Origin of the sequence: Planococcus maritimus, from assembly GCF_001687625.2 — a bacterium.
GTDB lineage: Bacteria > Bacillota > Bacilli > Bacillales_A > Planococcaceae > Planococcus > Planococcus maritimus.
Genome location: NZ_CP016538.2, coordinates 1,049,373 through 1,069,929, shown reverse-complemented (window position 1 = coordinate 1,069,929; position 20,557 = coordinate 1,049,373). Strand labels below are relative to the sequence as shown.

The 20,557-nt window shown below is 47.7% G+C and carries 20 protein-coding genes; 8 read left to right on the top strand and 12 right to left on the bottom strand.

Going from position 1 to position 20,557, the window contains the following annotated elements; all coding sequences use genetic code 11:
* Positions 1 to 32 precede the first annotated feature (32 nt).
* From BBI11_RS05335 to BBI11_RS05320, 4 genes are all read left to right on the top strand, one after another.
* The gene (locus BBI11_RS05335; protein WP_068465618.1) at positions 33 to 593 is read left to right on the top strand and encodes an HTH-type transcriptional regulator Hpr; all 561 of its coding nucleotides are present in this window, start codon (positions 33 to 35) and stop codon (positions 591 to 593) included.
* Positions 594 to 697: 104 nt separating this feature from the next.
* The gene (locus tag BBI11_RS05330; protein ID WP_068461261.1) at positions 698 to 1,243 is read left to right on the top strand and encodes a DUF3267 domain-containing protein; all 546 of its coding nucleotides are present in this window, start codon (positions 698 to 700) and stop codon (positions 1,241 to 1,243) included.
* 59 nt (positions 1,244 to 1,302) lie between these two features.
* Positions 1,303 to 1,488 carry a hypothetical protein gene (locus BBI11_RS16600; RefSeq protein ID WP_068461259.1) on the top strand — a complete coding sequence of 62 codons (186 nt, stop codon included), beginning with the start codon at positions 1,303 to 1,305 and terminating at the stop codon, positions 1,486 to 1,488.
* Positions 1,489 to 1,737: 249 nt separating this feature from the next.
* Complete coding sequence (locus tag BBI11_RS05320) at positions 1,738 to 2,664, top strand: peptidylprolyl isomerase (protein WP_068461257.1); 927 nt, start codon at positions 1,738 to 1,740, stop codon at positions 2,662 to 2,664.
* Between the two features lie 43 nt (positions 2,665 to 2,707).
* Here the strand turns inward: BBI11_RS05320 and yhaM are convergent, their stop codons facing one another.
* The 5 genes from yhaM to BBI11_RS05295 all read right to left on the bottom strand — a co-directional run bounded on the left by yhaM (position 2,708) and on the right by BBI11_RS05295 (position 9,926).
* The gene (yhaM, locus tag BBI11_RS05315; protein WP_068461255.1) at positions 2,708 to 3,646 is read right to left on the bottom strand and encodes a 3'-5' exoribonuclease YhaM; all 939 of its coding nucleotides are present in this window, start codon (positions 3,644 to 3,646) and stop codon (positions 2,708 to 2,710) included.
* Positions 3,643 to 6,474 carry an ATP-binding protein gene (locus BBI11_RS05310; RefSeq protein ID WP_068461253.1) on the bottom strand — a complete coding sequence of 944 codons (2,832 nt, stop codon included), beginning with the start codon at positions 6,472 to 6,474 and terminating at the stop codon, positions 3,643 to 3,645. The genes yhaM and BBI11_RS05310 overlap by 4 nt, the downstream gene beginning before the upstream one ends.
* Entirely contained in the window at positions 6,471 to 7,685 is a 1,215-nt protein-coding gene (locus BBI11_RS05305) for a metallophosphoesterase family protein (RefSeq protein ID WP_068461250.1), read from the bottom strand. Before BBI11_RS05305 ends, BBI11_RS05310 begins: the two co-directional genes overlap by 4 nt.
* A gap of 98 nt (positions 7,686 to 7,783) precedes the next feature.
* Complete coding sequence (locus BBI11_RS05300; protein WP_068461248.1) at positions 7,784 to 9,034, bottom strand: ABC transporter permease; 1,251 nt, start codon at positions 9,032 to 9,034, stop codon at positions 7,784 to 7,786.
* Entirely contained in the window at positions 9,027 to 9,926 is a 900-nt protein-coding gene (locus BBI11_RS05295) for an ABC transporter ATP-binding protein (protein WP_068461246.1), read from the bottom strand. Before BBI11_RS05295 ends, BBI11_RS05300 begins: the two co-directional genes overlap by 8 nt.
* Positions 9,927 to 10,050: 124 nt before the next feature.
* Here BBI11_RS05295 and BBI11_RS05290 point away from each other — a divergent pair, with 124 nt between their 5' ends.
* On the top strand, positions 10,051 to 10,236 hold the full coding sequence (locus BBI11_RS05290) for a YhzD family protein (RefSeq protein ID WP_068461244.1): 186 nt from the start codon (positions 10,051 to 10,053) through the stop codon (positions 10,234 to 10,236).
* A 77-nt stretch (positions 10,237 to 10,313) separates the two neighbouring features.
* On the opposite strand, the gene BBI11_RS05285 is transcribed toward BBI11_RS05290, so the two are convergent.
* The 3 genes from BBI11_RS05285 to BBI11_RS05275 form a co-directional block, all read right to left on the bottom strand.
* Entirely contained in the window at positions 10,314 to 11,093 is a 780-nt protein-coding gene (locus BBI11_RS05285) for an enoyl-CoA hydratase (protein WP_068461242.1), read from the bottom strand.
* Positions 11,094 to 11,180: 87 nt separating this feature from the next.
* Positions 11,181 to 11,528 (bottom strand): YlbF family regulator, encoded by a 348-nt coding sequence (locus tag BBI11_RS05280; protein WP_068461241.1) that lies wholly within the window; start codon positions 11,526 to 11,528, stop codon positions 11,181 to 11,183.
* 24 nt (positions 11,529 to 11,552) lie between these two features.
* On the bottom strand, positions 11,553 to 12,689 hold the full coding sequence (locus BBI11_RS05275) for a DUF445 domain-containing protein (protein WP_237150323.1): 1,137 nt from the start codon (positions 12,687 to 12,689) through the stop codon (positions 11,553 to 11,555).
* Positions 12,690 to 12,766: 77 nt separating this feature from the next.
* On the opposite strand from BBI11_RS05275, the gene BBI11_RS05270 reads away from it, so the two are divergent.
* The gene (locus BBI11_RS05270) at positions 12,767 to 12,970 is read left to right on the top strand and encodes a YheE family protein (protein ID WP_058381306.1); all 204 of its coding nucleotides are present in this window, start codon (positions 12,767 to 12,769) and stop codon (positions 12,968 to 12,970) included.
* Positions 12,971 to 13,095: 125 nt separating this feature from the next.
* Here BBI11_RS05270 and BBI11_RS05265 read toward each other — a convergent pair whose 3' ends face one another.
* Both BBI11_RS05265 and BBI11_RS05260 read right to left on the bottom strand, forming a co-directional pair.
* Positions 13,096 to 14,847 (bottom strand): ABC transporter ATP-binding protein, encoded by a 1,752-nt coding sequence (locus BBI11_RS05265; RefSeq protein WP_068461239.1) that lies wholly within the window; start codon positions 14,845 to 14,847, stop codon positions 13,096 to 13,098.
* A complete protein-coding gene (locus BBI11_RS05260; RefSeq protein WP_068461237.1) occupies positions 14,847 to 16,586 on the bottom strand; it encodes an ABC transporter ATP-binding protein in 1,740 nt (579 codons plus the stop codon). Before BBI11_RS05260 ends, BBI11_RS05265 begins: the two co-directional genes overlap by 1 nt.
* A 515-nt stretch (positions 16,587 to 17,101) precedes the next feature.
* Here BBI11_RS05260 and BBI11_RS05255 point away from each other — a divergent pair.
* Together BBI11_RS05255 and BBI11_RS05250 are read left to right on the top strand one after the other, a co-directional pair.
* Positions 17,102 to 17,623, top strand: a complete 522-nt coding sequence (locus BBI11_RS05255; RefSeq protein ID WP_068461235.1) for a universal stress protein — start codon at positions 17,102 to 17,104, stop codon at positions 17,621 to 17,623.
* Positions 17,624 to 17,846: 223 nt separating this feature from the next.
* Positions 17,847 to 18,233, top strand: coding sequence for a phosphatase (locus tag BBI11_RS05250; RefSeq protein WP_237150322.1), 387 nt, complete (start codon positions 17,847 to 17,849; stop codon positions 18,231 to 18,233).
* A gap of 47 nt (positions 18,234 to 18,280) precedes the next feature.
* Here the strand turns inward: BBI11_RS05250 and BBI11_RS05245 are convergent, their stop codons facing one another.
* On the bottom strand, positions 18,281 to 18,901 hold the full coding sequence (locus BBI11_RS05245) for a cyclase family protein (protein WP_068461231.1): 621 nt from the start codon (positions 18,899 to 18,901) through the stop codon (positions 18,281 to 18,283).
* The gene (gene kynU, locus BBI11_RS05240; RefSeq protein ID WP_068461229.1) at positions 18,902 to 20,170 is read right to left on the bottom strand and encodes a kynureninase; all 1,269 of its coding nucleotides are present in this window, start codon (positions 20,168 to 20,170) and stop codon (positions 18,902 to 18,904) included. It abuts the gene before it with no gap.
* Positions 20,171 to 20,557: the final 387 nt, after the last annotated feature.

Here is a 20,557-nt window from a genome sequence, read left to right as displayed (position 1 = left end):
AGAAAATATTTCCGGTGAAAGTTGGTGCTCGCGTGAATGATAAAGAATATACAATGAAAGAAGCAATGCTATACAGTCAAAGAATTGGGCAATTATCAAAAGCATTATGGAAAGCGGTCGAGAAAGATTGGCAGATGTGGATAAAACCTTATGACCTGAATATTAATGAACATCACATTTTATGGATTTCCTACCATTTGAAAGGAGCTTCCATCTCTGATGTAGCTAAGTTCGGGGTCATGCACGTTTCTACAGCTTTCAACTTTTCAAAAAAACTCGAAGAACGCGAATTGCTGTCGTTCTCAAAACGCGATACCGACAAACGTAATACATATGTAGAGTTGACCCAAAAAGGCGAAGAATTGATGCAAGAAATGATCGAACGGTATCATGACACGCCCCATTCAGTCGTGGACGGCTCTCTTCCCCTTCGCAATCTGTACGGAAAATTCCCAGAATTCATGGATGTCATGGCAATTATCCGAAACATTTACGGCGATGATTTCATGGAGATTTTCGAAGCCTCTTTCAAGAACATTGAGAATCGCTTTAATGAAGAAAACCATGTTTTGACGGAGAACAAAAACCCTTAAAAAACTCCAAAAAAAATATCCCTGAAGAAGCTTGCATTCCCCCAGGAAACGTTGTATTGTATGTATCGGCTCATCAACACTATACATCAATGGGAGATACGCATATGCATTGCTGGAAAACAATCAACGTTAAAAAACAATACGGCTCTGACCGCCTGTTCTTCATCTCCGCGCTGATCGGCGCTGGAGTTTTCACCAGCTATTACATGCTGCTGGCTATCATGTACGCAGACCCGCTATCCGACCAAAACTTTCTGTTGTTCATGATCGGCATGCTGGCGATCTACCCGATCCATAAACTTTTGCACCTGATGCCCTTACTGGGAAGCCGCAAATGTTTGAAGATCAGCATGCGCAAGCAATTGAAGCTGTGCCCGACGATTTCTTTATATATTAAAGAACCGGTCCGGAAATCACGTTTCATGCTCGCGCTTGTCGCACCGTTTGCGGTCATTAACACGGCCATTGTCGCGCTAAGCATCATTTGGCCGGCCTATAGCCATTATTTCGCCATTTTGCTTGCGTACCATAGCGCATTATCCGTAACGGATTTAATCTATATCCGTAATTTGGCGCGCTCGCCGCGGCACGCCCTTATCGAAGAAACGGATACAGGATTCGAGATCTTGGTGCCGCAGCCAATTGCCTGACCTGCTTTTTTCTGTCCATTTTGCTATAATGGAAGTTAAGGTCAGAGGGGAGGAAACTCATGATAGTCGCGTTAGTTGTCATTTTTTCAGTGTTTTACGTGTTCCAGATTAACCGGATGACGTTAGCACTTGTCACATCCCGGGAAATTCCTGAAGAAAACCACGAAAAGATTTTTCGTACGATTAATATACTAATTCTTATTTTACTTCTCACCTTATACGTTGGTGTGGAATTCACTCCGTAAGCACTTGCCCGAGCAAGTGCTTTTTCTATGGCATCGTTTAGAACAGCCCCACTTTCTAACGAATTCGCAATTTTTTGGAACTTTTTATTTTTTCATTCGTTTATGATATAGTAACTACGGCATCTATTGAAAACAAACGCAAAGACCGTCTGCTGCAATATGTTTGTGGCTCTCATTTCTTTGCGAAAATCAACAGCCTACACCTATTACATTCAACTTAGATTGAAAGAAAGTTAGGAGCGAACATTAATGAAGAAATCAGCCTTTACCCTTTCTATCGCGGCAGCGGTTCTTGCCCTTTCCGCATGCAGCGACAACGGTTCCGATAGCGAAGTGCTCGTCACTTCTGATGCCGGAGACGTAACCAAAGAAGAGCTATACCAAGAAATGAAAACGTCTGTCGGCGACCAAGCTATCCAAATCTTGATGATTGAAAAAGTATTGGGAGCAAATTACGAGGTGTCTGACGAAGAAGTCGAGGCAGAACTTGAGAGCAATAAAGAAGAGATGGGTGAAAATTTCGAGGAATTTCTCACTCAGAACAACCATACAGAAGAAAGCTATAAAAAAGTCATCCGCCTGAACTTGCTTCAGGAAAAAGCTTTGACGGAAGATGTTGAAGTAACAGATGAGGAAATCGAAGAGCAATACAAACGTCAAGGAACGGAACTGAATGCGCGCCATATCCTGGTCGCGGATGAAGAAACCGCTAATGAATTAAAAGCGGAACTTGACGAAGGTGCAGATTTTGCGGAAGTAGCGGAAGAACATTCCACTGATCCGGGTTCTGCTGCTAACGGTGGCTCGCTTGACTGGTTTGGCACAGGCATGATGGTGCCTGAATTCGAAGACGCTGCCTACTCCCTAGAAGTCGACGAAATCAGCGAGCCAGTTCAATCACAACATGGCTTCCACATTATCCAAGTAACCGAAACTCGTGAAGTGGAAGGACAAAAACCGCTAGAAGACCAGCAAGACGCTTTGCGTTCTGAAATCGCTATGGCTAAAGCAGACCAATCCACGTTGCTTCCGAAAGTCGCGGCTTTGATGGAAGAAGCAAATATTGACATCAAAGACGAAGAACTCGAAGGCGCGCTTGATGAAATTCTCAACACAGAACCGGCTCCAGAAGAAGGAGCACCAACTGAAGAAACAGAAGAAACTCCAGCTGAATAAGCAAAACAAAACCCCCGACATCTTTGTCGGGGGTTTTCTTTGCTTATAATTTCGGCTTGTAGAAAGAGCGGTTGTCGAGCGCGAAGACGCGTTCTGAAAACTCGCCTTCTTTTGTTTTCCCAAGCACGCGGTCAAGCATCATCATTTTCGCGTCGATATTGTCGATATAGTGGAGGATTTCCGCCTCTTTCACCATCGGCTTTTTCGGGCTGCCCCACTCTTCTTTGCCGTGATGCGATAAGACGATATGTTGAAGGAGCATCACTTCTTCTCCTTCAATGCCGAGTTCTTCAGCAGCTTTGGCGATCTCGGTCACCATGATGGAAATATGACCAAGTAAATTGCCTTCTATTGTATAAGTTGTTGCGATCGGGCCAGACAATTCAAACACTTTGCCGATATCGTGAAGAATGATTCCCGAATACAATAAATCCTTATCCAGGCTCGGGTACACTTCGCAAATCGCTTTCCCGAGCTTGAGCATCGACACGACATGATCCGCAAGGCCCGATACATAATCATGGTGATTGCGCGTCGCGGCCGGGAAGGTCAGGAATTGCTGTTGGTATTTCTTGAGGAGATGGCGTGTGATGCGCTGGATTTGCGGATTTTCCATCTCGAATAAGAACTTGGTTACTTCTTCGTGCAATTCATCCGCACTTTGAGCGGCTGAAGGCAAAAATTCAGCGATCGTCAAGTTTTCTTCCGGCTTCGCCGGGCGAATGCTTTTGATGCGCAATTGGTTTTTGCCGCGATAATTATGGATTTCTCCGCCGACTTTGACAATCGTTTCTGCCGCATACATCCGTTCATGTTCGTCTTTCGTGTCCCATAACTTTGCTTCGATGTCCCCGCTCTTATCTTGCAGGACGAGTGACATAAATGGATTGCCGGTCGTCGTGACGCCTTTGACCGATTGCTTGATTAGTAGAAAATCATCGACTGTCTCCCCGACAGCACGGGTTGTAATTCCTTTTGTCATGCTTGGATGCTCCTTTCAGGATTCGCCACGTCGATTTGCTGGGCATCAGGCCAAGCATGCCGCATCGTTTCGTGACAGGTGAAATAAATGAACTGATGGTCTCGCTGCAGCTCTTCCACTAATTTTATCACTTGCTGGCTTCTCAGGCGATCAAAATGGACAAATGGGTCATCCATGATGATTGGAAACGGATGGGATTCTTTCAAAGAAGAGGCGAGCGCAAACCGCAGCGCCAAATAGGCTTGCTCTTTTGTTGCCTGGCTTAGCTCGATCACGCGGAAACGCAAGCCGTCTCGCCGCAGCGCTTCAAAATGACCTTCCTGGCTAAGCAATATGCGCATGTACTCACCGCCAGTTAATTGGCTAAAGTACGCTTCTGAACGCTCGAGCACTGCCGGCAGCTTTGTTTCTTTTAACTCATCCATCGTTTGCTTGAACACTTCGACAATCGCTCGGTTGACGGCCCATTCTTTAGCCGCTTCCTGAAACTCCGCCTTTTTCACTTCCAACTCTTGAAGTTTCATCGAATGGCCTTCATCTGTCAACAAATGCTTCGTCAACTGAAGCTTTTCTGCTTGTTCTTCCCATAAAGAGTGTCGTTCCTCCTGCAATTCAGTAAGCTCATGCCGAGAATCGTCAAGAAATGATTGTGCGCTTTCTTCTTCAACGAGCGCCTCTGGCTTGTTCACTTTCCCGATAGCAACTAGCTGCGATTGAACCATGGCCAATTGCTCTTGAGCAGAGCGCACCTGTTGCGCCAAATCAGCTGCTCGGTAAAAAGAATCTTCATCCGCTACCGCTGCCCGTTCAAATAGCTCATTTTTCGCTGAGGAAATCTTGGCTAAACTTTCTTCGCATTTTCGCGCTTGCTGTTTTAGCAGCTCGGTTTTTTCGATTGTTTTTTCAGCATGTCCGAGCTTATGGCTTCGTCGTTCCCACTCCGCTCGTAACAGGCTGATGACTGTACTTGTTGAAACAGCCTTGCCGCATGCAAGCTGAGCTTGAGTCAGCCACTCTTGTTGATCGCCTTGTAGTTTTTCAATGTCTTCAAATAGGCGTTCAAGGCGCCCCGTGGCTGCATGCACATCACGTAATTTATCGAAAAGTGTCAGGATAGTTGCGCGTGAGCTTTCTGCCGGAAAACCGAGCGATTCCAGCAATTCCCGGTATTCCCGCAATTCCTTATGGCTATCTTTTTGTGGCAATGAAGCAATTTTCTGCTTGCTCGCTTCAATCGCATCAAATCGTTCATCCAGCCCTTTATCGTATTCTGCTAGCTTCGTGAGCAAAGCTTCATATTCCGCTTCCTGACCGCCGTATCGCTCCACCAGATCGTCCGTAGTGTCGTTTGGCGACTTTTTGTCACGTAGCCAGAGCCACAATGCTGCGCCAAGCGCCAGGGTAGAAAGCAGCCCGGTGAAAGCATCTAGAGAAATCACCGCGAGAGCCAGGCCAATAATTCCGATGGCCCCAAGCAGGAACTGGGCCGTCCGGTTATTCGCAGCCGCTCCCATTTGCCGTTTTTGCTGTGCTTTGGAGAGCGCTAGCTGTGGCTCGATCTCAGCCCATTGTTCTGCGCGCTTCCGCTCTTGTTCGGGCGGTTCCGCTTCGAGATATTGCTTGAAAGCATATTCCGCTTCTGCCAGCCGCTCCCGCTCTTCAGACAATCGGCGCTGTTGGAAAGCTTGCTCCTGTTCAGCGATTTGGAGCTTTTCCAAAACCATTTTCAGCCGCTCTTCTTGTTCAAGCGAGGCATCCGCTAGTAGCGCCTGCTCTTGTGTCATGCCACATAGTTTCAACAAACGCCCAACTTCGTCTTGCAACCGGCGACGCTCTTCTTGTTTCGCATTCAGGAATGAATTAATTTGATGCCACTCGGCTTCGCGACTAAGCAAATCGGATAAAGCTCCGGTTTCAGGCAGTTCACCTACCGGCTCTAAGCGACCTATTTCATTTTCCAAAAAGGCGGATTCGGCCAGCAATTCATTGTGCTGATCGAGCAGACGCTCGTACTGCCGGATGCCAGATTCCGGAAAGTCGACCGGCCCCTTTTCCAGTACATGTTCAAGTTGTTGTTGTTTTGAAAGCAATGGAGCTGACTGCTGCCATTTCTCAGCTTCGTTGATGTCTTGGATAACGTTCCTCTCGGCATGGTCCACTTCAGCCAAACGCTGCTTGATAAGTTCTAGCCGCTCGGTCGTAGGGCGAAAGGTTTCCGCCCGCTGTTTGTATTCGCGCAAGGCTGTTTCGAGTTCTCGCACTTCCTCAGTCAAGCGATTAATTAATGGCAGTTTCCCCGCCTTCTTGAACAGCTCAGCCATTTCCCGCTCGAGCTGGCTTTCCATCTTCCCAGCATGATCGACGCCGGCTGTGCCGGATGACAAAAGAGTGCGCGTTAGCTCTTGTTCGGTCATTTGATCCAGATTCTGCAATTCGTGAACGGAAAAAGAAAAAATCGCTTGGTAAGAAGCTTTGTCGTATCCTCTTAATAACTCAGCAAGCTCCACCTCGCTCCCGCGGCGTCCATCTTCAAACCAAACCCTTACATCGCCTGCTGATTTGCCGGCTATCCGTTCGATCACAACCTGTCCGTAGACAGGATCGCTTACATGCAGTTGGCCTCCGTATTTGCCGCCAGCTTTGGGTTCATAGCGTTTATGCGGCTGGCTGCGTGCTGAAAATCCAAACAGCATTTGCAGGATAAATTGCTGAATCGTCGTTTTTCCCGCTTCGTTCATTCCGTAAAAAACAGCGATGGGTTTGTTCAATTCGATAGTTCTGTTTTCGTGTCGGCCAAACCCGTATATAATCAGTTTTTCTACTTTCATCGCTGGTCCTCCAATGCCATCATTTTACGGATTTTCGATTGTGCTTCTGCCTGCAATTCCTCTTGCAGCCCTTCGTCAAATTGTGGCAGGAAACGCCCGCTTCTTGGATGGTTATAAAGCTCCTTCAATACCTGCTTCCAGTCATCCGTCTCCCAGCTTGCCAACCTGCTCGCGAGCTGTTTGCCAAAAGGCGATGTCTCCGCAGATAGTCCATCCGTAACGAGCTGTACGCTTGAAACATGGACAAAGTCATCCAATTCACTAAGCGCTTCGCGTAAAGCGTTTAAAAGTTCAACAGATGAGATGTCCCGAAGCATGTGGATTGCCGACTCGCTTAAATGATGCAGCTCCAATTCTGCGACGAGCGCTCCCGATTCGTGCGCCTCGAGCTGTTGTTTGGCATTACTGAACAACTCATTCATATGCTCGATACCGCTGCAATCAAGTTCGATTCGCTCAAAACGTACCGCTTCCACCGGGATGAATTCCAATTCGGCATGGCCATCGTTTAACGAGACCTCATAGAAGCCTTTTGGGCCTGACTCTTTCCGATGACGCCCTTGCAGGTTTCCAGGGTAAACAATCGGAGGGTCTATCGATAACTGTTGGCGCTTATGGATGTGGCCGAGCGCCCAATAATCGTAGTTCTTGGCCAACAATTGCTCTTTTCGAAACGGGGCGTATACCGCGTGTTCTGTATCGCTTTCTTCCGATCCGTGAAGCATGCCGATTTGGAGGACGCCTCCTTGTTTCTGTGGATAGTGATCGATCATCGGTTCGGTTACATGGCGACGACCGTAGCTAAATCCGGCAATATTCACTATGGCGCTGCCTACTGGCAATTCCACATTTTCAACGCTGTCACGAAAGACATGGACATTTGATGGCAGCTTGAAACTCGCGGCGTTACCGCCTAAATGATCGTGGTTGCCGTGACTTAAAAAAACCGGAATACCCGCTTCTTGCAATTGTTCCATGCCTTGCTGAAACCTATGCTGCGCGCGTAAATTGCGGTCTTCCCCGTCGTAAACGTCTCCGACGATCAATAGAAAATCCGGGCGCGTTTCAAGCGCATAGGAAATCAGTCGTTCAAATGCTTCTAATGTACTGTTTTGAAGCCTTTTCCATTGCTCGGCGCCGAGCCCTTTCATGCCGCTGAACGGACTGCCTAGATGCAGGTCAGCGCTGTGGATAAATCGAATGCTTGCCATCGTAATCCCCTTTTCGAAAGCGAATATTTGTTCTTATCTTACCATTTTCACAAACGAAAAAAAACTGCCTGCGGAAACTTCCCACAAGCAGTTTTTCGTTATTTCTCGTTGCCCAGTTTGATTGCCCGGCGGATGTCTTTTAAGGATTGCGAAGATCCATACATCAAGACGCCCCCGCGGTAAACACGAGCGCCGAACCAACCGAGTAGGCCGATAGTCAGCAGCATAATCGCAATTGACAATAATGGCTCCCATAACGGAATGTCGAGCAAGCCGACACGCAAGAACATGACGAGTGGTGCGAAAAATGGGATATAGGAAGCGACCGTCACATAAGTCGCTTCCGGCATAGAAATCCCCGAGAACGCGATAAACGATGCGATAATGATCAAAATCATCATCGGCAGCATCAATTGCTGAACATCTTCTGTCCGGCTGACGAGCGATCCGAGCAATGCTGCGAGCACGGCATAGAGGAAATAGCCCAGCAAAAAGAACAAGATGGCATAGAAGAACGTGCTAAACTTCACTTCGGAAAAGCCCATGACGCTAAATATGCCTTCAGTCAAATCCGAGCCTGAACTTTGGATCGCCAAATATCCAGCCAGTGCAAATACCATCATCTGTAAAATGCCGAGCGAGCCGATGCCGACAATCTTCGCAAACATATGCTTGACCGGCGATACACTCGAAATCAAAATTTCCATGACGCGGGAGGATTTTTCGTTCGCCACTTCCATGGCAATCATATTCGGGTAATAAATGACCGCGATGTAAATGACCATGATCAAAATATAGACGAGGCCTCTAGCCTGGCTTAGTTCCTCTTGCGATTTGGACGACTCGGCAAGTGCTTCCCGCTCCATTGCAACGGGCGCAAACAACCTGGCCAATTCGGTTTCCTCGAGCTCTAACTGCTCAGCAACTCTCGCTGTCTGCAAATTTTGAAGCGCATTTTCGAGTTCTGCGGCTTCAGCTGAGTCAGTAGCGGATTCAGCTACGTAGCGAGCGGAAAGTTGGCCTTCGTCTTCCAGCACAAGATAAGCATCGATGCTTCCTTCTTCCACATCCGCCTTCAACTGCTGTTCATCAAGCTCGCTCGCTTCTAATTGAATGGCGCTATCTTGCTGGTCGAGCTGCGCTTGCAAGGCTTCGGTAGACTGTCCTGTGCCGTCTAACACTTGAAGCGTTTGCTGCGAGTCGTCATCGCCGCTGACCGACTCGATGATCGACGGCAAATTGGCCAAAAGGAAAAAGGAAGCGACCACGACGAGTGTCGTGATCATGAATGATTTCGTCATCGCTTTCGTTTTAAATGCCTGTTTGAAAATGATCCAGAAACTATACATGGGCACGCCCCACCTTTTCGATGAAGATTTCTTCCAGGCTCGGCTCTTCTAGCGCGAACTGGCGCACCGGCCCGATCTCCAAAGCGCGGGCGAGAAGATGTTGCCCGACCGCTTCATCGGCAACGCGGAACACGCCGCCGCCTCGCTGTGCCGTGAATTTCTCGACACCCGGCACTGCGCTCAGCGCGGTGATATCGAAATCGCTATGGATGCGCACGTTTTGCTTGCCGAATGTGCGTTTCACTTCTCGGATCGATCCGTGGACGATCAGCTTTCCTTTGTCCAAGATGCTCATGTCGTCGCATAATTCCTCGACATGGTCCATGCGGTGGCTGGAGAACACGATGGTCGCCCCTTGCTTTTGAAAATCCAGGATCGCTTTTTTCAGCATTTCCACATTGACTGGATCCAAACCGGAAAACGGCTCGTCCAGAATCAGTAATTTCGGGTTATGTAGGAGAGATGCAATCAATTGGATTTTTTGCTGATTGCCTTTCGATAATTCTTCGACTTTCTTATTGGCATAATGAGGCACTTCAAAGCGCTCGAGCCATTCAGTTGCGCCTTGTTCCGCTTGCTTTTTGCCCATACGGCGAAGCCGTGCCAAATAAACGAGCTGATCTTGCACTTTCATCTTCGGATACAAGCCGCGCTCTTCCGGCAAATAACCGATATCCGGACTGTCCGCGTAACTGATGCGGCGCCCTTGCCACAGCACCTCGCCTTGTGTCGGTGTAAGAAGACCTAATGCCATACGAAAAGTCGTCGTCTTGCCCGCACCGTTCGCCCCGAGAAAGCCATGCATCTGCCCTTCAGCGACATCGAGGGAAATATCATCGACTGCAGTGAAATCGCCGAATTGTTTTGTTGCGTTTTTAATCGATAAAGTCATTTTTCACGTCCCCTTTCCTTAGTACTATACGACAGCCAAACCGAAATGTTTCAAAACTACAGGACATTTCTGCCTAAACCCTTTATACTGAAACTGAATAACCGTTCAGAAAGGGGTGCCGAACATGAGAACTTATAAATTGACTGCATATGAAAAAACCGGCAAATTGATCGAGGAAGAAACCTTCACTGCCGAGACAGATGAGGAAGCAAAAGAAAAAGGGCTGGTATTGCTCGAAGAAAAATCCTTAACTGAAAAAACCCACCGGCTTGCATCTCCAGCGGGCAAATTGCTTTTGTTCCATACTTAAAAAAACACGGCCGCGGCCGTGTTTTTCTTATGCCCGTTTTCAGCAAAAAAAGACTGGCGGAAGCCCGCCAGTCTTTTTCATTCCCCTTTAAAAGCGGGCTTGCGCTTTTCGACAAACGCTTGAATGCCTTCGATATGGTCAGCCGTTTTGCGCATAGCCGATTGGCCTGACGCTTCGCCAGCAAGCACTTCATCCAATTCCCCAAGCTTCAGGCCATGAAGGATTTCTTTGGACTTCAGCATCGACGCTACCGGAGAGGCGAGCACTTCATAAGCGTATTTCTCCGCCTGCTCCAAGCCTCTGCCTTCAGCGGTCACTTCTTCGATCAAGCCTTTGGCGAGAGCATCATGCGCTTTTAACACTTGCCCTGCCCAGATCAATTGCTTCGCCCGCGGCACCCCTACGCGCTCTTTCAAGAAGAAATGACCGCCTCCGTCCGGGATTAGCCCAATGCCAATAAAATTCATCGCCAGCTTGCTACTTTCTTCTGCCACCACGTGGTCACAGGCAAGCGCCATGCTAAAAGCAAGCCCCGCCGATGCCCCGTGAATAGCCGAAATGGTGACTTGCGGCAGCGTATACAGCGCTTTTGCTAAGCGACTGACGTCTTTCATGACCACATCAATATTCATCGGATTTTTTGGGTCGACCATTTCTTTAATATCGCCTCCGGCAGAAAACGCCCGCCCCGCTCCGTAAATGATCAACGCCTGTATCGATGAGTCGTTCTTCAGAGTTTCAAAACAGTCCGCGAGTTCCCCCATCATTTTCGCGTTCATCGCATTCATCGAATCTGGACGGTTTAACACCAAATAAGCCAGACGCCCATCTTTTTTCAACATAATCGTTTGATACATAAGAAAAAGACACCCCTTCGTAAAAATGAATTAGCATTCATCTTTACGTATTCGGTGTCTTTTTCGAAAATCCTTTTTTGTTAGGAATTACATGCTTTCATAAAGTTCTTGTACAGGCTTGATCAAAACACGATTTACTTCTTCGATCATTTGGCTAAGTGCCATTTCAGCTTCGAGCATAGACAAGATTTTCGGGTTTTCTTGAGCTGCTTGCGCTGTCGCTTGAGCACCCATCATTTCTTCTTCTGTGATCTCTTCGCCTTGCTGTTGTTTTTGCTGCAATGTAACTTGTAGATCGCGGAATTTCTTGAACAATTCGTTCGCTTCGCTATCTGCTGTTACTTGTGCAACCGCTTCTTGAAGTTTTTGAAATTCCTCTGTTGTGCGGAACGATGATTCCAATTTGTTGATGTCGTCATAAATGTTTACTGCCATGTAAATCTCTCCTCTACCCTAAATTCAGTACCGTGACGAGCAAACCCTGGAGTATGCCGATAAAGCCCCCAGAAATGCGCCCAGTACCGTGATCATCTTGAATTCTCTCCGTGAAATCCCGAGCACCAATTCTTCCAATCGGCTGAGCGGCAGAGAATCGACTTGCTGTTTAACCATATTTTCCATGTCGATTTTCAATATGGTCTCTTCTAACTTCTGCTCTCCCATTTCAAACGCAAAGTCCGTAACAAGAGGCGTAATATTGACACTCGTCCATTCTAACCCCCGAGGCCATGTCTCTGCAAGTGATGTGTCTAACCTCGCGGAAATGCCCGCTTGATCGCGGACATATTGCTTGATGGCTGCAATTGCCGGTTCTGCATCAAATTCCTTCAAGAGTTCATCTGCCTGCTTGTCCTGTAGCTTTTCCCATTCGCGGAATGCCAATGTGCCCAGCAGCTCGAAAGTTTTTGGCGAGTTGAGGAATTTGATGATTTCCGATTGGGTCTTGTTCGTGATGGACTGCGAATCGCCGAATAAATTATGGAGCACTGTGCCGAAACGTCCGCGCGACACCAAAAATTCATCCAATAGGCTTTTAACGGTCTGTCGCCCCGCAGGCGATTCAAAATAATCCGAACCCCTGTCAATGGCGTATTTGACGCCGCTGAAAATCTTTTCTTCAATTCCTGGCTTCCAGGCATCCGGCAGCAATTCACGAACGGATTTCCCAGCTACATAAGTTTCGACTGCCTCCCGGTTGCGATCGACCAAGCCGTCGAGCTGTGCTTCAAGCTTGCGTTCCACGCCTTGTTGATTGGCGAGATCTAGCCAGTCATTGAATGTGCGCGTTGAAGAAAACAGGTGCAGATCCAATTGACGATTGAGCCAAGCTTCGGTTTTCTTGTGCATCGCTTCATTGAAAAAGCGTTTTTTGAAGGTTTCCGGTGTCAACAAGTGTTCAACAACCGTACGGCCCAGCTGGCGCGACAATTCATCTCTCCGCTTCGGGATCAGCCCCGGGGTGAACGGCAGCCTAAACTTGCCGATATATTTCGCTTCGTAAGGCCAAAACAGCATTTTGATCGCCAAATGGTTCGTCATGCCACCGATCAAAGCGCCGATAAAGGCCATTAATGTTAATGTCAGTAGAATATTCAACTAAGGTCACTCATTTCTTCTTTGTCTATTGCGCCGCTTCCCCTATAATGGGAAGAGACGATCAAAGGGGGATTCTGATGCTGCAGCATTTTAAATTCAAGCCGATGTTCGAAGACAGCCGGCTGCCCGGCTGGAACATCTCATTCTTTTACCGCAATGAACGCATTCGCGGCGAGTATCATCCGGACGGCTCGATTGTCTGGCAATCTGCACCGCCACAGGATGAAGAAGCCATCAAAAAAATGGTCCATGAGCTAATGCTCTATCACGTGTACGATTGAAGCGCCGGCAAAGTTCCGGCGCTTTTTTATTTTTGTCATGAGCTGTAGCTATATTATAAAGATAGAGCCGCCGGTTTCACAACCATAGCGAATTGCTCCATCCAAACAAAAAAAAGGGCGGCCCCTTACCCGATGTTCTGGGTAGTGGCCATCCCTGATTGGATGCGATACATTTGGCGGTAAATGCCGCCGTGTTCCATCAATTCATCATGCGTGCCGGATTCCGCGATTTCTCCGTGGTCGAGCACCAAGATGCGGTCCGCATTCTTAATGGTCGACAAGCGGTGGGCGATGATGAAAGTCGTCCGCCCTTTTTTCAAGACATCCATCGCATGCTGAATGATCTCTTCTGTTTCAGTGTCGATGTTCGATGTCGCTTCGTCCAGGATCAGAATCGCCGGATCGAATGCCAAGGCGCGGGCAAAGGACACAAGCTGGCGCTGGCCAGAAGAAAGTGTGCTGCCTTTTTCCACGACCGGTTCATCGATGCCAGCTGGCAAATGTTTCGTGACCCGTTCCCCGCCGACTGCTGCAAGTGCCGCTTCTGCTTTTTCGCGGCTGACACGTTCGTCTCCAAGCGTAATATTGGATTCGATTGTTCCCGTAAACAAATACGGATCTTGAAGCACGATCCCCATATGTTCACGAACTGCCTGCCTTGGCAGATCGTTGACGTTGACGCCGTCGATTAAAATTTGCCCTTTCGTTGCGTCGTAAAAACGGAATAGCAAGTTCATGATCGAACTTTTCCCAGATCCCGTATGGCCGACAAGCGCAACCGTCTCCCCTTGTTTCGCTTCGAAAGACAAATCCTTCAACACATACTCATCATCTTTATAAGCAAACCAGACGTGTTCAAAACGGACATTGCCTTGGTAGCGTTCCACCCGCTCGTCGCTGACCGCTTCACCCGGACGATCGAGCAAGCGAAAGACGCGCTCCGCTGCCACGAGTGATTGTTCTAGACGGCTGAATTGATTGACGATGCCGCTGATCGGATTAAATAGACGGATAATGTAATCCACAAATGCGTACAGCACCCCGACTGTAACCACTGTATTGCCAGTCATTGATGCCCCGCCGAAGTACCAGATGAACAAGACAAAGATTATCGAGCGCAAGACGCCGACCATATTATGTGATGCGGCTGCTTCTAGTACCAATAATTTCTGCTGGAACTTAAAATGCTTTTGGTTCAGCTCCTCAAATTCGCCTTTCATCTGTTTCTCGCGGCGAAACGCCTGGATGATGCTCATGCCTTGAATCGATTCGTTGATCATGGCATTCATCTCGCTGACCTTTTCACGGACGATGTGGTTAAAGTTCGATGCGTATTTCCGGTAAATGAGCATCCAGCCGTACAATAGCGGCACAAGGACAAAGGCAATCGCCGCCATGCGCCAGTCCAGATAGAAAAGAGCAGCATAGATACCGGCCATATACATGAAGCTCGTCGCAAATTGCGCAAGCACCGTGACGAACAACTCGCGGATCGCTTCGGTGTCATTGGTGATGCGCGCGACCACTTTTCCTGCCGGCAAATTATCGAAATAGCTGATTGGCAAGCGTTGGACGTGTTCGAAAACATCGGTTCTCATTTTACGGATGACGCGGTTCGCACCTTTTTGCAGCAAAATATACTGCAGGTAGCGAAACACGGCCGTAACGATCGATAAGCCGAAGAACAAGGCCAATAGCTGTGCAATCGGGCCAAATTCAATGGCTCCAGCACCTGAGATGTGTTCATCGATAATTTCCATAGCGATCAAAGGCGCTGCTAGATCGGCGGCTACCGCAATCGCCAGAAACACCAAGCCCCAGATGATAACGCTCTTAAATTGCAATGCATAGTTCGTTAATCGTTTTCCTGTTCCCATTATTGCACCTCCCCGATTTGCTGGCGGAGGAATTGCTCGTGATACCAGCCTTGTTTTGCGATTAACTTCTCATGTGTGCCTTCTTCGATAATGCGGCCATCATCGAGCACAACGATCCAATCAGCGTGTTTAACAGCAGACAAGCGGTGTGTGGTAATAATCGTCGTCTTGCCTGAACGCTCGCGTTGGATATTCTCGATAATTTTTGCTTCCGTTTTGGCATCGACTGCCGATAAGGAATCGTCCAAAATAAGAATTTCCGGATTCTTGATGATTGCCCGCGCGATTGAAATGCGCTGCTTTTGGCCGCCTGATAATGCGACACCTTTTTCACCGACTAGCGTTTCTAAGCCATTCGGCAGCATCGCCAAATCTTTTTCAAAATAAGACAGCTTAATGGCTTCGGCAACTTCCTCTTGTGTCGCATCTGCTTTGCCAAACAAGATGTTCTCTAAGATGGTTCGTGAAAACAACACATGGTCTTGAGGCACATAGCCGACCCAATCGCGAAGTTGCGCTTTGCTCAACTCATTGATTTCGATGCCGTTCATCGTCAAAGAGCCTTCTCCTGTCGGGTATTCCTTCAGCAGTTGCTTAACAAAAGTCGTCTTGCCGCTTCCGGTCTTGCCGACGATGCCGAGCGTCTGTCCGCTGTTCATCGACAAGTTGATGCCTTGCAAATTAATCGCTGTCGATTGCGGATACGTAAAGCCGAAGTCGCGGAATCCAATGCGTTCCGGTTGCCCCATGTTTCTTGTCGTTTTCGGGTCGACGACATCTTCCTCGTACTCCAAGGTTTCATTGACTCGGTCAATTGATGCATTGCCGCGCTGCAGAATGTTGATCAATTCCCCGATGGCAAACATCGGCCAGACGATCATGCCGAGATAAACATTGAAGGCGACCAAATCGCCCAAAGTCATCGTTCCTTCAGAAACCAGAAATGCACCATAGCCGAGGCCAATGACATAACTGATGCCTGTCAGCACTTTCGTAACCGGCGCGAACAAGGCATCGATGCGCTCGACTGCCATGTTTTTGTCGTAGACATCTTGCGTCATGTCCTGAAATTCCTTTTCAGACGAACGTTCCTGTACATACGCTCTGACGACACGGACACCTCCGACCGATTCCAGGACACTATCGTTCATATCACCGAACGCGTCTTGTGCTAACGTATAGCGCTCGTGAATTTTTTTGCCGAGCAATTGAACGACAATCGCAAGCACCGGCAGTGGCAAGATTGCCAGGAAAGTCAGCTCCCAAGAAACCAGCACACCCATTGCCACGATGATCGTTGCCATGTATAAAGTCGAATCGACAAGCGTTAAAATGCCGAATCCTGCCGTCTCGGAAATCGCCTTTAAATCATTGGTCGAACGGGCCATCAAATCCCCCGTCCGGTTTTTTTCATAAAATGTCGGAGTCATCTTGAGAAATTGTCCCATCAAGCTCGATCGCAATTGCCGCTCAATGACATAAGCTCCTCCGAATAATTGATATTGCCAGACGAAATTGATGACATACGCCAGCACCATCGCGACAAGTAACACAATGACATACTGCCACAGCAATTCACCGGTCAGTTCCTGCTGGGCGATGGCATCAATAGCCACACCGATGAGCCACGGCGGCACAATTTCGAGAATATTTGCTACGAATAATAGCACGACTGCCAGTGTGTAGCGCAGCCAATTTTCTTTAAAAAACCATTTTAATTTCCATAAAACATCAAACATTCGTTACGCCTTCTTTCCATTTTCAATTTGACTAATCGCCTTCAAGCGATTCCTTGATTAGTGCTTTTTTTACATGAGAATTTCCCATAATGCTTCTCTCCCTCGATTTTACTTATTTATTTAAGCAGCCTAGCTGGTTAAACCACACAAAAAGAGCGCATACCCGTTTTCAGGCATGCGCTCTTGAAAATAGGACTGGGTGCACAGACCCAACCCGAATATTTCTAGTCACGAAGTAAATATCAATGAAAAATAGTTGGAGAGCCTGGCAATGCTATGCAATTGGTGTTTAACGCCTTTTGAATTTTTTTCATTGTCCAAACCTCCTTTTCCATATATTTGTTAGTTCAAGAGTACCACTCGTTTTTTTGAATTGTCAAGCTATTTTGAACTAAAAGGCCAATTCAGTCAAAAGTCGTACCTCTTGACTGGCGTTCGCACCTGTGACTGAAAGGTTTGCAATGTTCATATTTGGGGGAACAAGAGAATAACAGCAAATTGAGGCGGTGAAAGAAATGTATAAGAACATTGCAATCGCATACGATGGATCGGAAGGCAGCCGGCTAGCACTTGAAAAAGGCATAGAACTTTCCAAAATTCTTCCAGAATCCAAATTGACAGCACTTTATGTCAACGAAGAAGCGCAAGAACGCACGGGCTATATGGACGTTGGACATGCTTCCGCGCCGGTCACTTCTGCAAATGTCGACAGTTCCTATGCACAGTTCATGCCGCAGGGAATTGGCGACGATGGCTACCGGCCACCGCGAGAAGTGGACACAGCCCGTGCATCAGAATACTCGAAGCATATGCACAACTCCATCCAGCAGCAGCTCGACGCTAAAAATGCAGAAGCATCGGTACTGGCACTTGAAGGTCCGGTCATCAAAACAATTACTGGATTTATCGACGAACAGAATATTGATTTACTGATTGTCGGCAATAGCGGAAAATCCGGGTTGCAGAAGTTTTTCGTCGGTTCCATTAGCAGTAAGCTGATCAAAGATTCAAATTGCACCGTTCTTGTAGTGAAATAATCCTCCTTAAGCGCGGACATCCCCCTCTCTAAGGGGGGATGTTTATTTTTATGACATATTTTTGACATAATTAAATGAATATCATATATTTATCTGTTTGCCTACTTTCCTATATGGGTAAAGAATACTAATTGAACCAGCTGGGAAATAACAAAGGAAGAAGGGATCAGCCATGCCGAGACATACTGTATATTTTCTATCATCACATCAACATCGCGGGCTGATGGCTGAAATTTGGGCGAGCCGTTTAATGTTGCAGGACTGGGACATCAGAAGTGCGGCATGGAATCAACCATCTTTCAATGACATTCCGATTGAAGTGCTGAAAGAAATCATCATGGAAATTCCGCCAGTCGAACAACGTCTATACAATGCAGAAGAAGTCCAACAAGCGGATTTAATTATCGCTTTGCACGATGCAGAATTCGAGCAGGCTGATATCCCAGATGATCTGCCCATGCAAAAACTGGTCCGTTGGGATATCCCGAATCCGGAAATCCGCAGCACAGACAAAGACGAAAAATGGGCTTTATACCAGGAAGTCTGCGATGCCATCGCGATGAATATTAAACAAATGGAACCACTTCTCAGGTCACAGCCTACACAATGAAAAAGATACTAAAAAAAGACGCCATTCAAATTGAATGGCGTCTTTTTCTATTCTGTATAAAGCACTGCGCGAACCGGGCTGCCTTCCCCGCCGCGGATCTTCAGGGGCAATGCCGCCAACTGGTAAACTCCAGCTGCGACACCATCTAAAACGATGCCTTCCAAAATGAATCGCTCATTACGATTCATGGCGTGGTGCATCGGCAGTTCTTTGCTCGTCTCTGGATCTACTGATGGCACATCGACGCCGAGCAGTCGGATATTGTGGTCTTTCATCCATTCCGCGATTTCCGGGTCAAAAGTTGGCCAAGCGCCAGGGAATTTGCTGCGATTTTGCCAAGAGGCTGTCTTTAAAAGCACAGCGCTGACGCCTTGTCTAAGCTCATCCAAATCACTCAGCTTCACGTGCTCATGCCCCGTCACCTCCATCACCTGCGCTGTCGTCAAATAGACATCGAGCGGCAGCTCGTCGGTTTTTAAGCCCTGTTCATCGTAATGAAATGGCGCATCGATGTGCGTACCGATATGTGTGCTCGATTGGAGTTCCCCAATATTCACCGAACCGCTCTGTTCTTTTGTTACCGATAAGCGATAAGCAAATGGTGTATCTCCTGGCCATTCCGGAGTGGCGGCATCAAGCGTCATGGAAATATCAATGATGGATTTCATTTACGCCACCACATTTCGTTCGTTGCTGAATTCTTTATAAAGTTCATGATCAATAATTTCCTGCAAGGCAAGCGCCACTTTTTCCACATCCTCAAAGCTCGTGTAAAAAGCGACCGGTGCCAGACGGATGATATCCGGCGCGCGGAAATCCGGAACGATCCCTGCTTTTTTCAAAGCTTTGCAAATGCGTGCCGCTTCTTTGTGTGCAAGCGCTATGTGGCCGCCTCTGTCATCATCTGCTTGAGGCGTGACGTCTATCAAAGAAGGAACTAACTCCGCAAGCCTTTCACGCAGCATCGCCGTCAATTCTAATGATTTCTTGCGGATTTGATCGATTCCTGCTTCCTCGAATAGTTCCAAGCTGCCGATCAATGGCGCCATGCTGAAAATATTCGGCGTGCCGACTTGGTAAGCACCCGCACCTTCCGCTTTCGTGAAGCTATGGTCCATATCGAATTGCTTGGCCTTGTCCGAACCGAACCATCCGGCAATGCCAGGATTCAAATTGTGATGACGCTCGTGTAAATACAAGCCTCCCGTACCGCCCGGGCCGGAATTCATGTATTTATAATGACACCATACAGCAAAATCCACGCCGTCCGCGTGCAGCTCATGCGGCATCGCACCCGCCGAGTGGGCCAAGTCGAATCCGGCGATAATGCCTTTTTGATGCGCCGCTTGGGTGATTTCGCGGAGCGGCAGCAATTGCCCGCTTCGGTACAGGACAGATGGCAATAACAACACGGCGACATCGTCTTGTAGCTCCGCCACGATATCTTCCATTTCGAGCGTATAGCCATTGCGGCTTTTTACTTTGCGCATTGCCACTGCAGGATCTTGTCCACGGAGGCGCAGGTGGCTTTCTACGGCATAAATATCAGACGGAAAATTCAGCTCGTCGACCAAAATGACGAAACGCTCATCTGTTGGTGCATAGACCGTCGACAACATCTGATGGATATTTGACGTGATCGATCCGGTCACCATGACTTCATGTGCTTTCGCGCCGAATAATGGCACCGCTTGTTCACTCATCGATTCCGCAAGCGTGAACCACGGATGCTCGCCTTCTGTCCAGCCTTCAATTCCAAACTGTTTCCAGCTTTCCATCAGCTCCACCAGCTTCGCTTCAGCTCGTTTTGACATCAGGCCGAGTGAGTTCCCATCCATATAAATCGTTCCTGGTTCTACAAAAAATTGTTCCTTGAATTTAGCCAGTGGATCTTGTTGGTCTTTCCGAATTGCCGTATCCAAATCGCATCTCTCCATTTCTATAGAACATAGCCAGCACCCAATCAAGGTGCTTTTTACCAGAGCTTGTTTCAACTAGATTACCATTCCGAAGGTACCAGTCGCAATGGAGAAGCCGGGCGGGCTAAGGATATCCTAACGGAAAAATGACATCCACCTTCCCTCACAAAATAGCCGGACTTTCTTTTAGCGGTGCATAGGCAATATGTAAATATCACGTTTCACGAGTATGCACGAGCAGCTCGTTGATTATCGCTTGTGATCACTTCATATCCATTTTCTTTTTCACTGAATAATTAATCTTTTTAATGATATACTAATGTAAAGCTGGAACTGCGCTTTCAAAACGCGGAACCGAGCCTTGAGTCCGACAGGCCCTTGTCATTCGGAATTGCCATGATTATT

Coding starts and splice junctions, on each gene's coding strand:
- BBI11_RS05330 (WP_068461261.1), top strand. CDS start 698: ATGCATTGCTGGAAAACAATCAACGTTAAAAAACAATACGGCTCTGAC.
- BBI11_RS16600 (WP_068461259.1), top strand. CDS start 1,303: ATGATAGTCGCGTTAGTTGTCATTTTTTCAGTGTTTTACGTGTTCCAG.
- BBI11_RS05320 (WP_068461257.1), top strand. CDS start 1,738: ATGAAGAAATCAGCCTTTACCCTTTCTATCGCGGCAGCGGTTCTTGCC.
- yhaM (WP_068461255.1), bottom strand. CDS start 3,646: ATGACAAAAGGAATTACAACCCGTGCTGTCGGGGAGACAGTCGATGAT.
- BBI11_RS05310 (WP_068461253.1), bottom strand. CDS start 6,474: ATGAAAGTAGAAAAACTGATTATATACGGGTTTGGCCGACACGAAAAC.
- BBI11_RS05305 (WP_068461250.1), bottom strand. CDS start 7,685: ATGGCAAGCATTCGATTTATCCACAGCGCTGACCTGCATCTAGGCAGT.
- BBI11_RS05300 (WP_068461248.1), bottom strand. CDS start 9,034: ATGTATAGTTTCTGGATCATTTTCAAACAGGCATTTAAAACGAAAGCG.
- BBI11_RS05295 (WP_068461246.1), bottom strand. CDS start 9,926: ATGACTTTATCGATTAAAAACGCAACAAAACAATTCGGCGATTTCACT.
- BBI11_RS05290 (WP_068461244.1), top strand. CDS start 10,051: ATGAGAACTTATAAATTGACTGCATATGAAAAAACCGGCAAATTGATC.
- BBI11_RS05285 (WP_068461242.1), bottom strand. CDS start 11,093: ATGTATCAAACGATTATGTTGAAAAAAGATGGGCGTCTGGCTTATTTG.
- BBI11_RS05280 (WP_068461241.1), bottom strand. CDS start 11,528: ATGGCAGTAAACATTTATGACGACATCAACAAATTGGAATCATCGTTC.
- BBI11_RS05270 (WP_058381306.1), top strand. CDS start 12,767: ATGCTGCAGCATTTTAAATTCAAGCCGATGTTCGAAGACAGCCGGCTG.
- BBI11_RS05265 (WP_068461239.1), bottom strand. CDS start 14,847: ATGGGAACAGGAAAACGATTAACGAACTATGCATTGCAATTTAAGAGC.
- BBI11_RS05260 (WP_068461237.1), bottom strand. CDS start 16,586: ATGTTTGATGTTTTATGGAAATTAAAATGGTTTTTTAAAGAAAATTGG.
- BBI11_RS05255 (WP_068461235.1), top strand. CDS start 17,102: ATGTATAAGAACATTGCAATCGCATACGATGGATCGGAAGGCAGCCGG.
- BBI11_RS05250 (WP_237150322.1), top strand. CDS start 17,847: ATGGCTGAAATTTGGGCGAGCCGTTTAATGTTGCAGGACTGGGACATC.
- BBI11_RS05245 (WP_068461231.1), bottom strand. CDS start 18,901: ATGAAATCCATCATTGATATTTCCATGACGCTTGATGCCGCCACTCCG.
- kynU (WP_068461229.1), bottom strand. CDS start 20,170: ATGGAGAGATGCGATTTGGATACGGCAATTCGGAAAGACCAACAAGAT.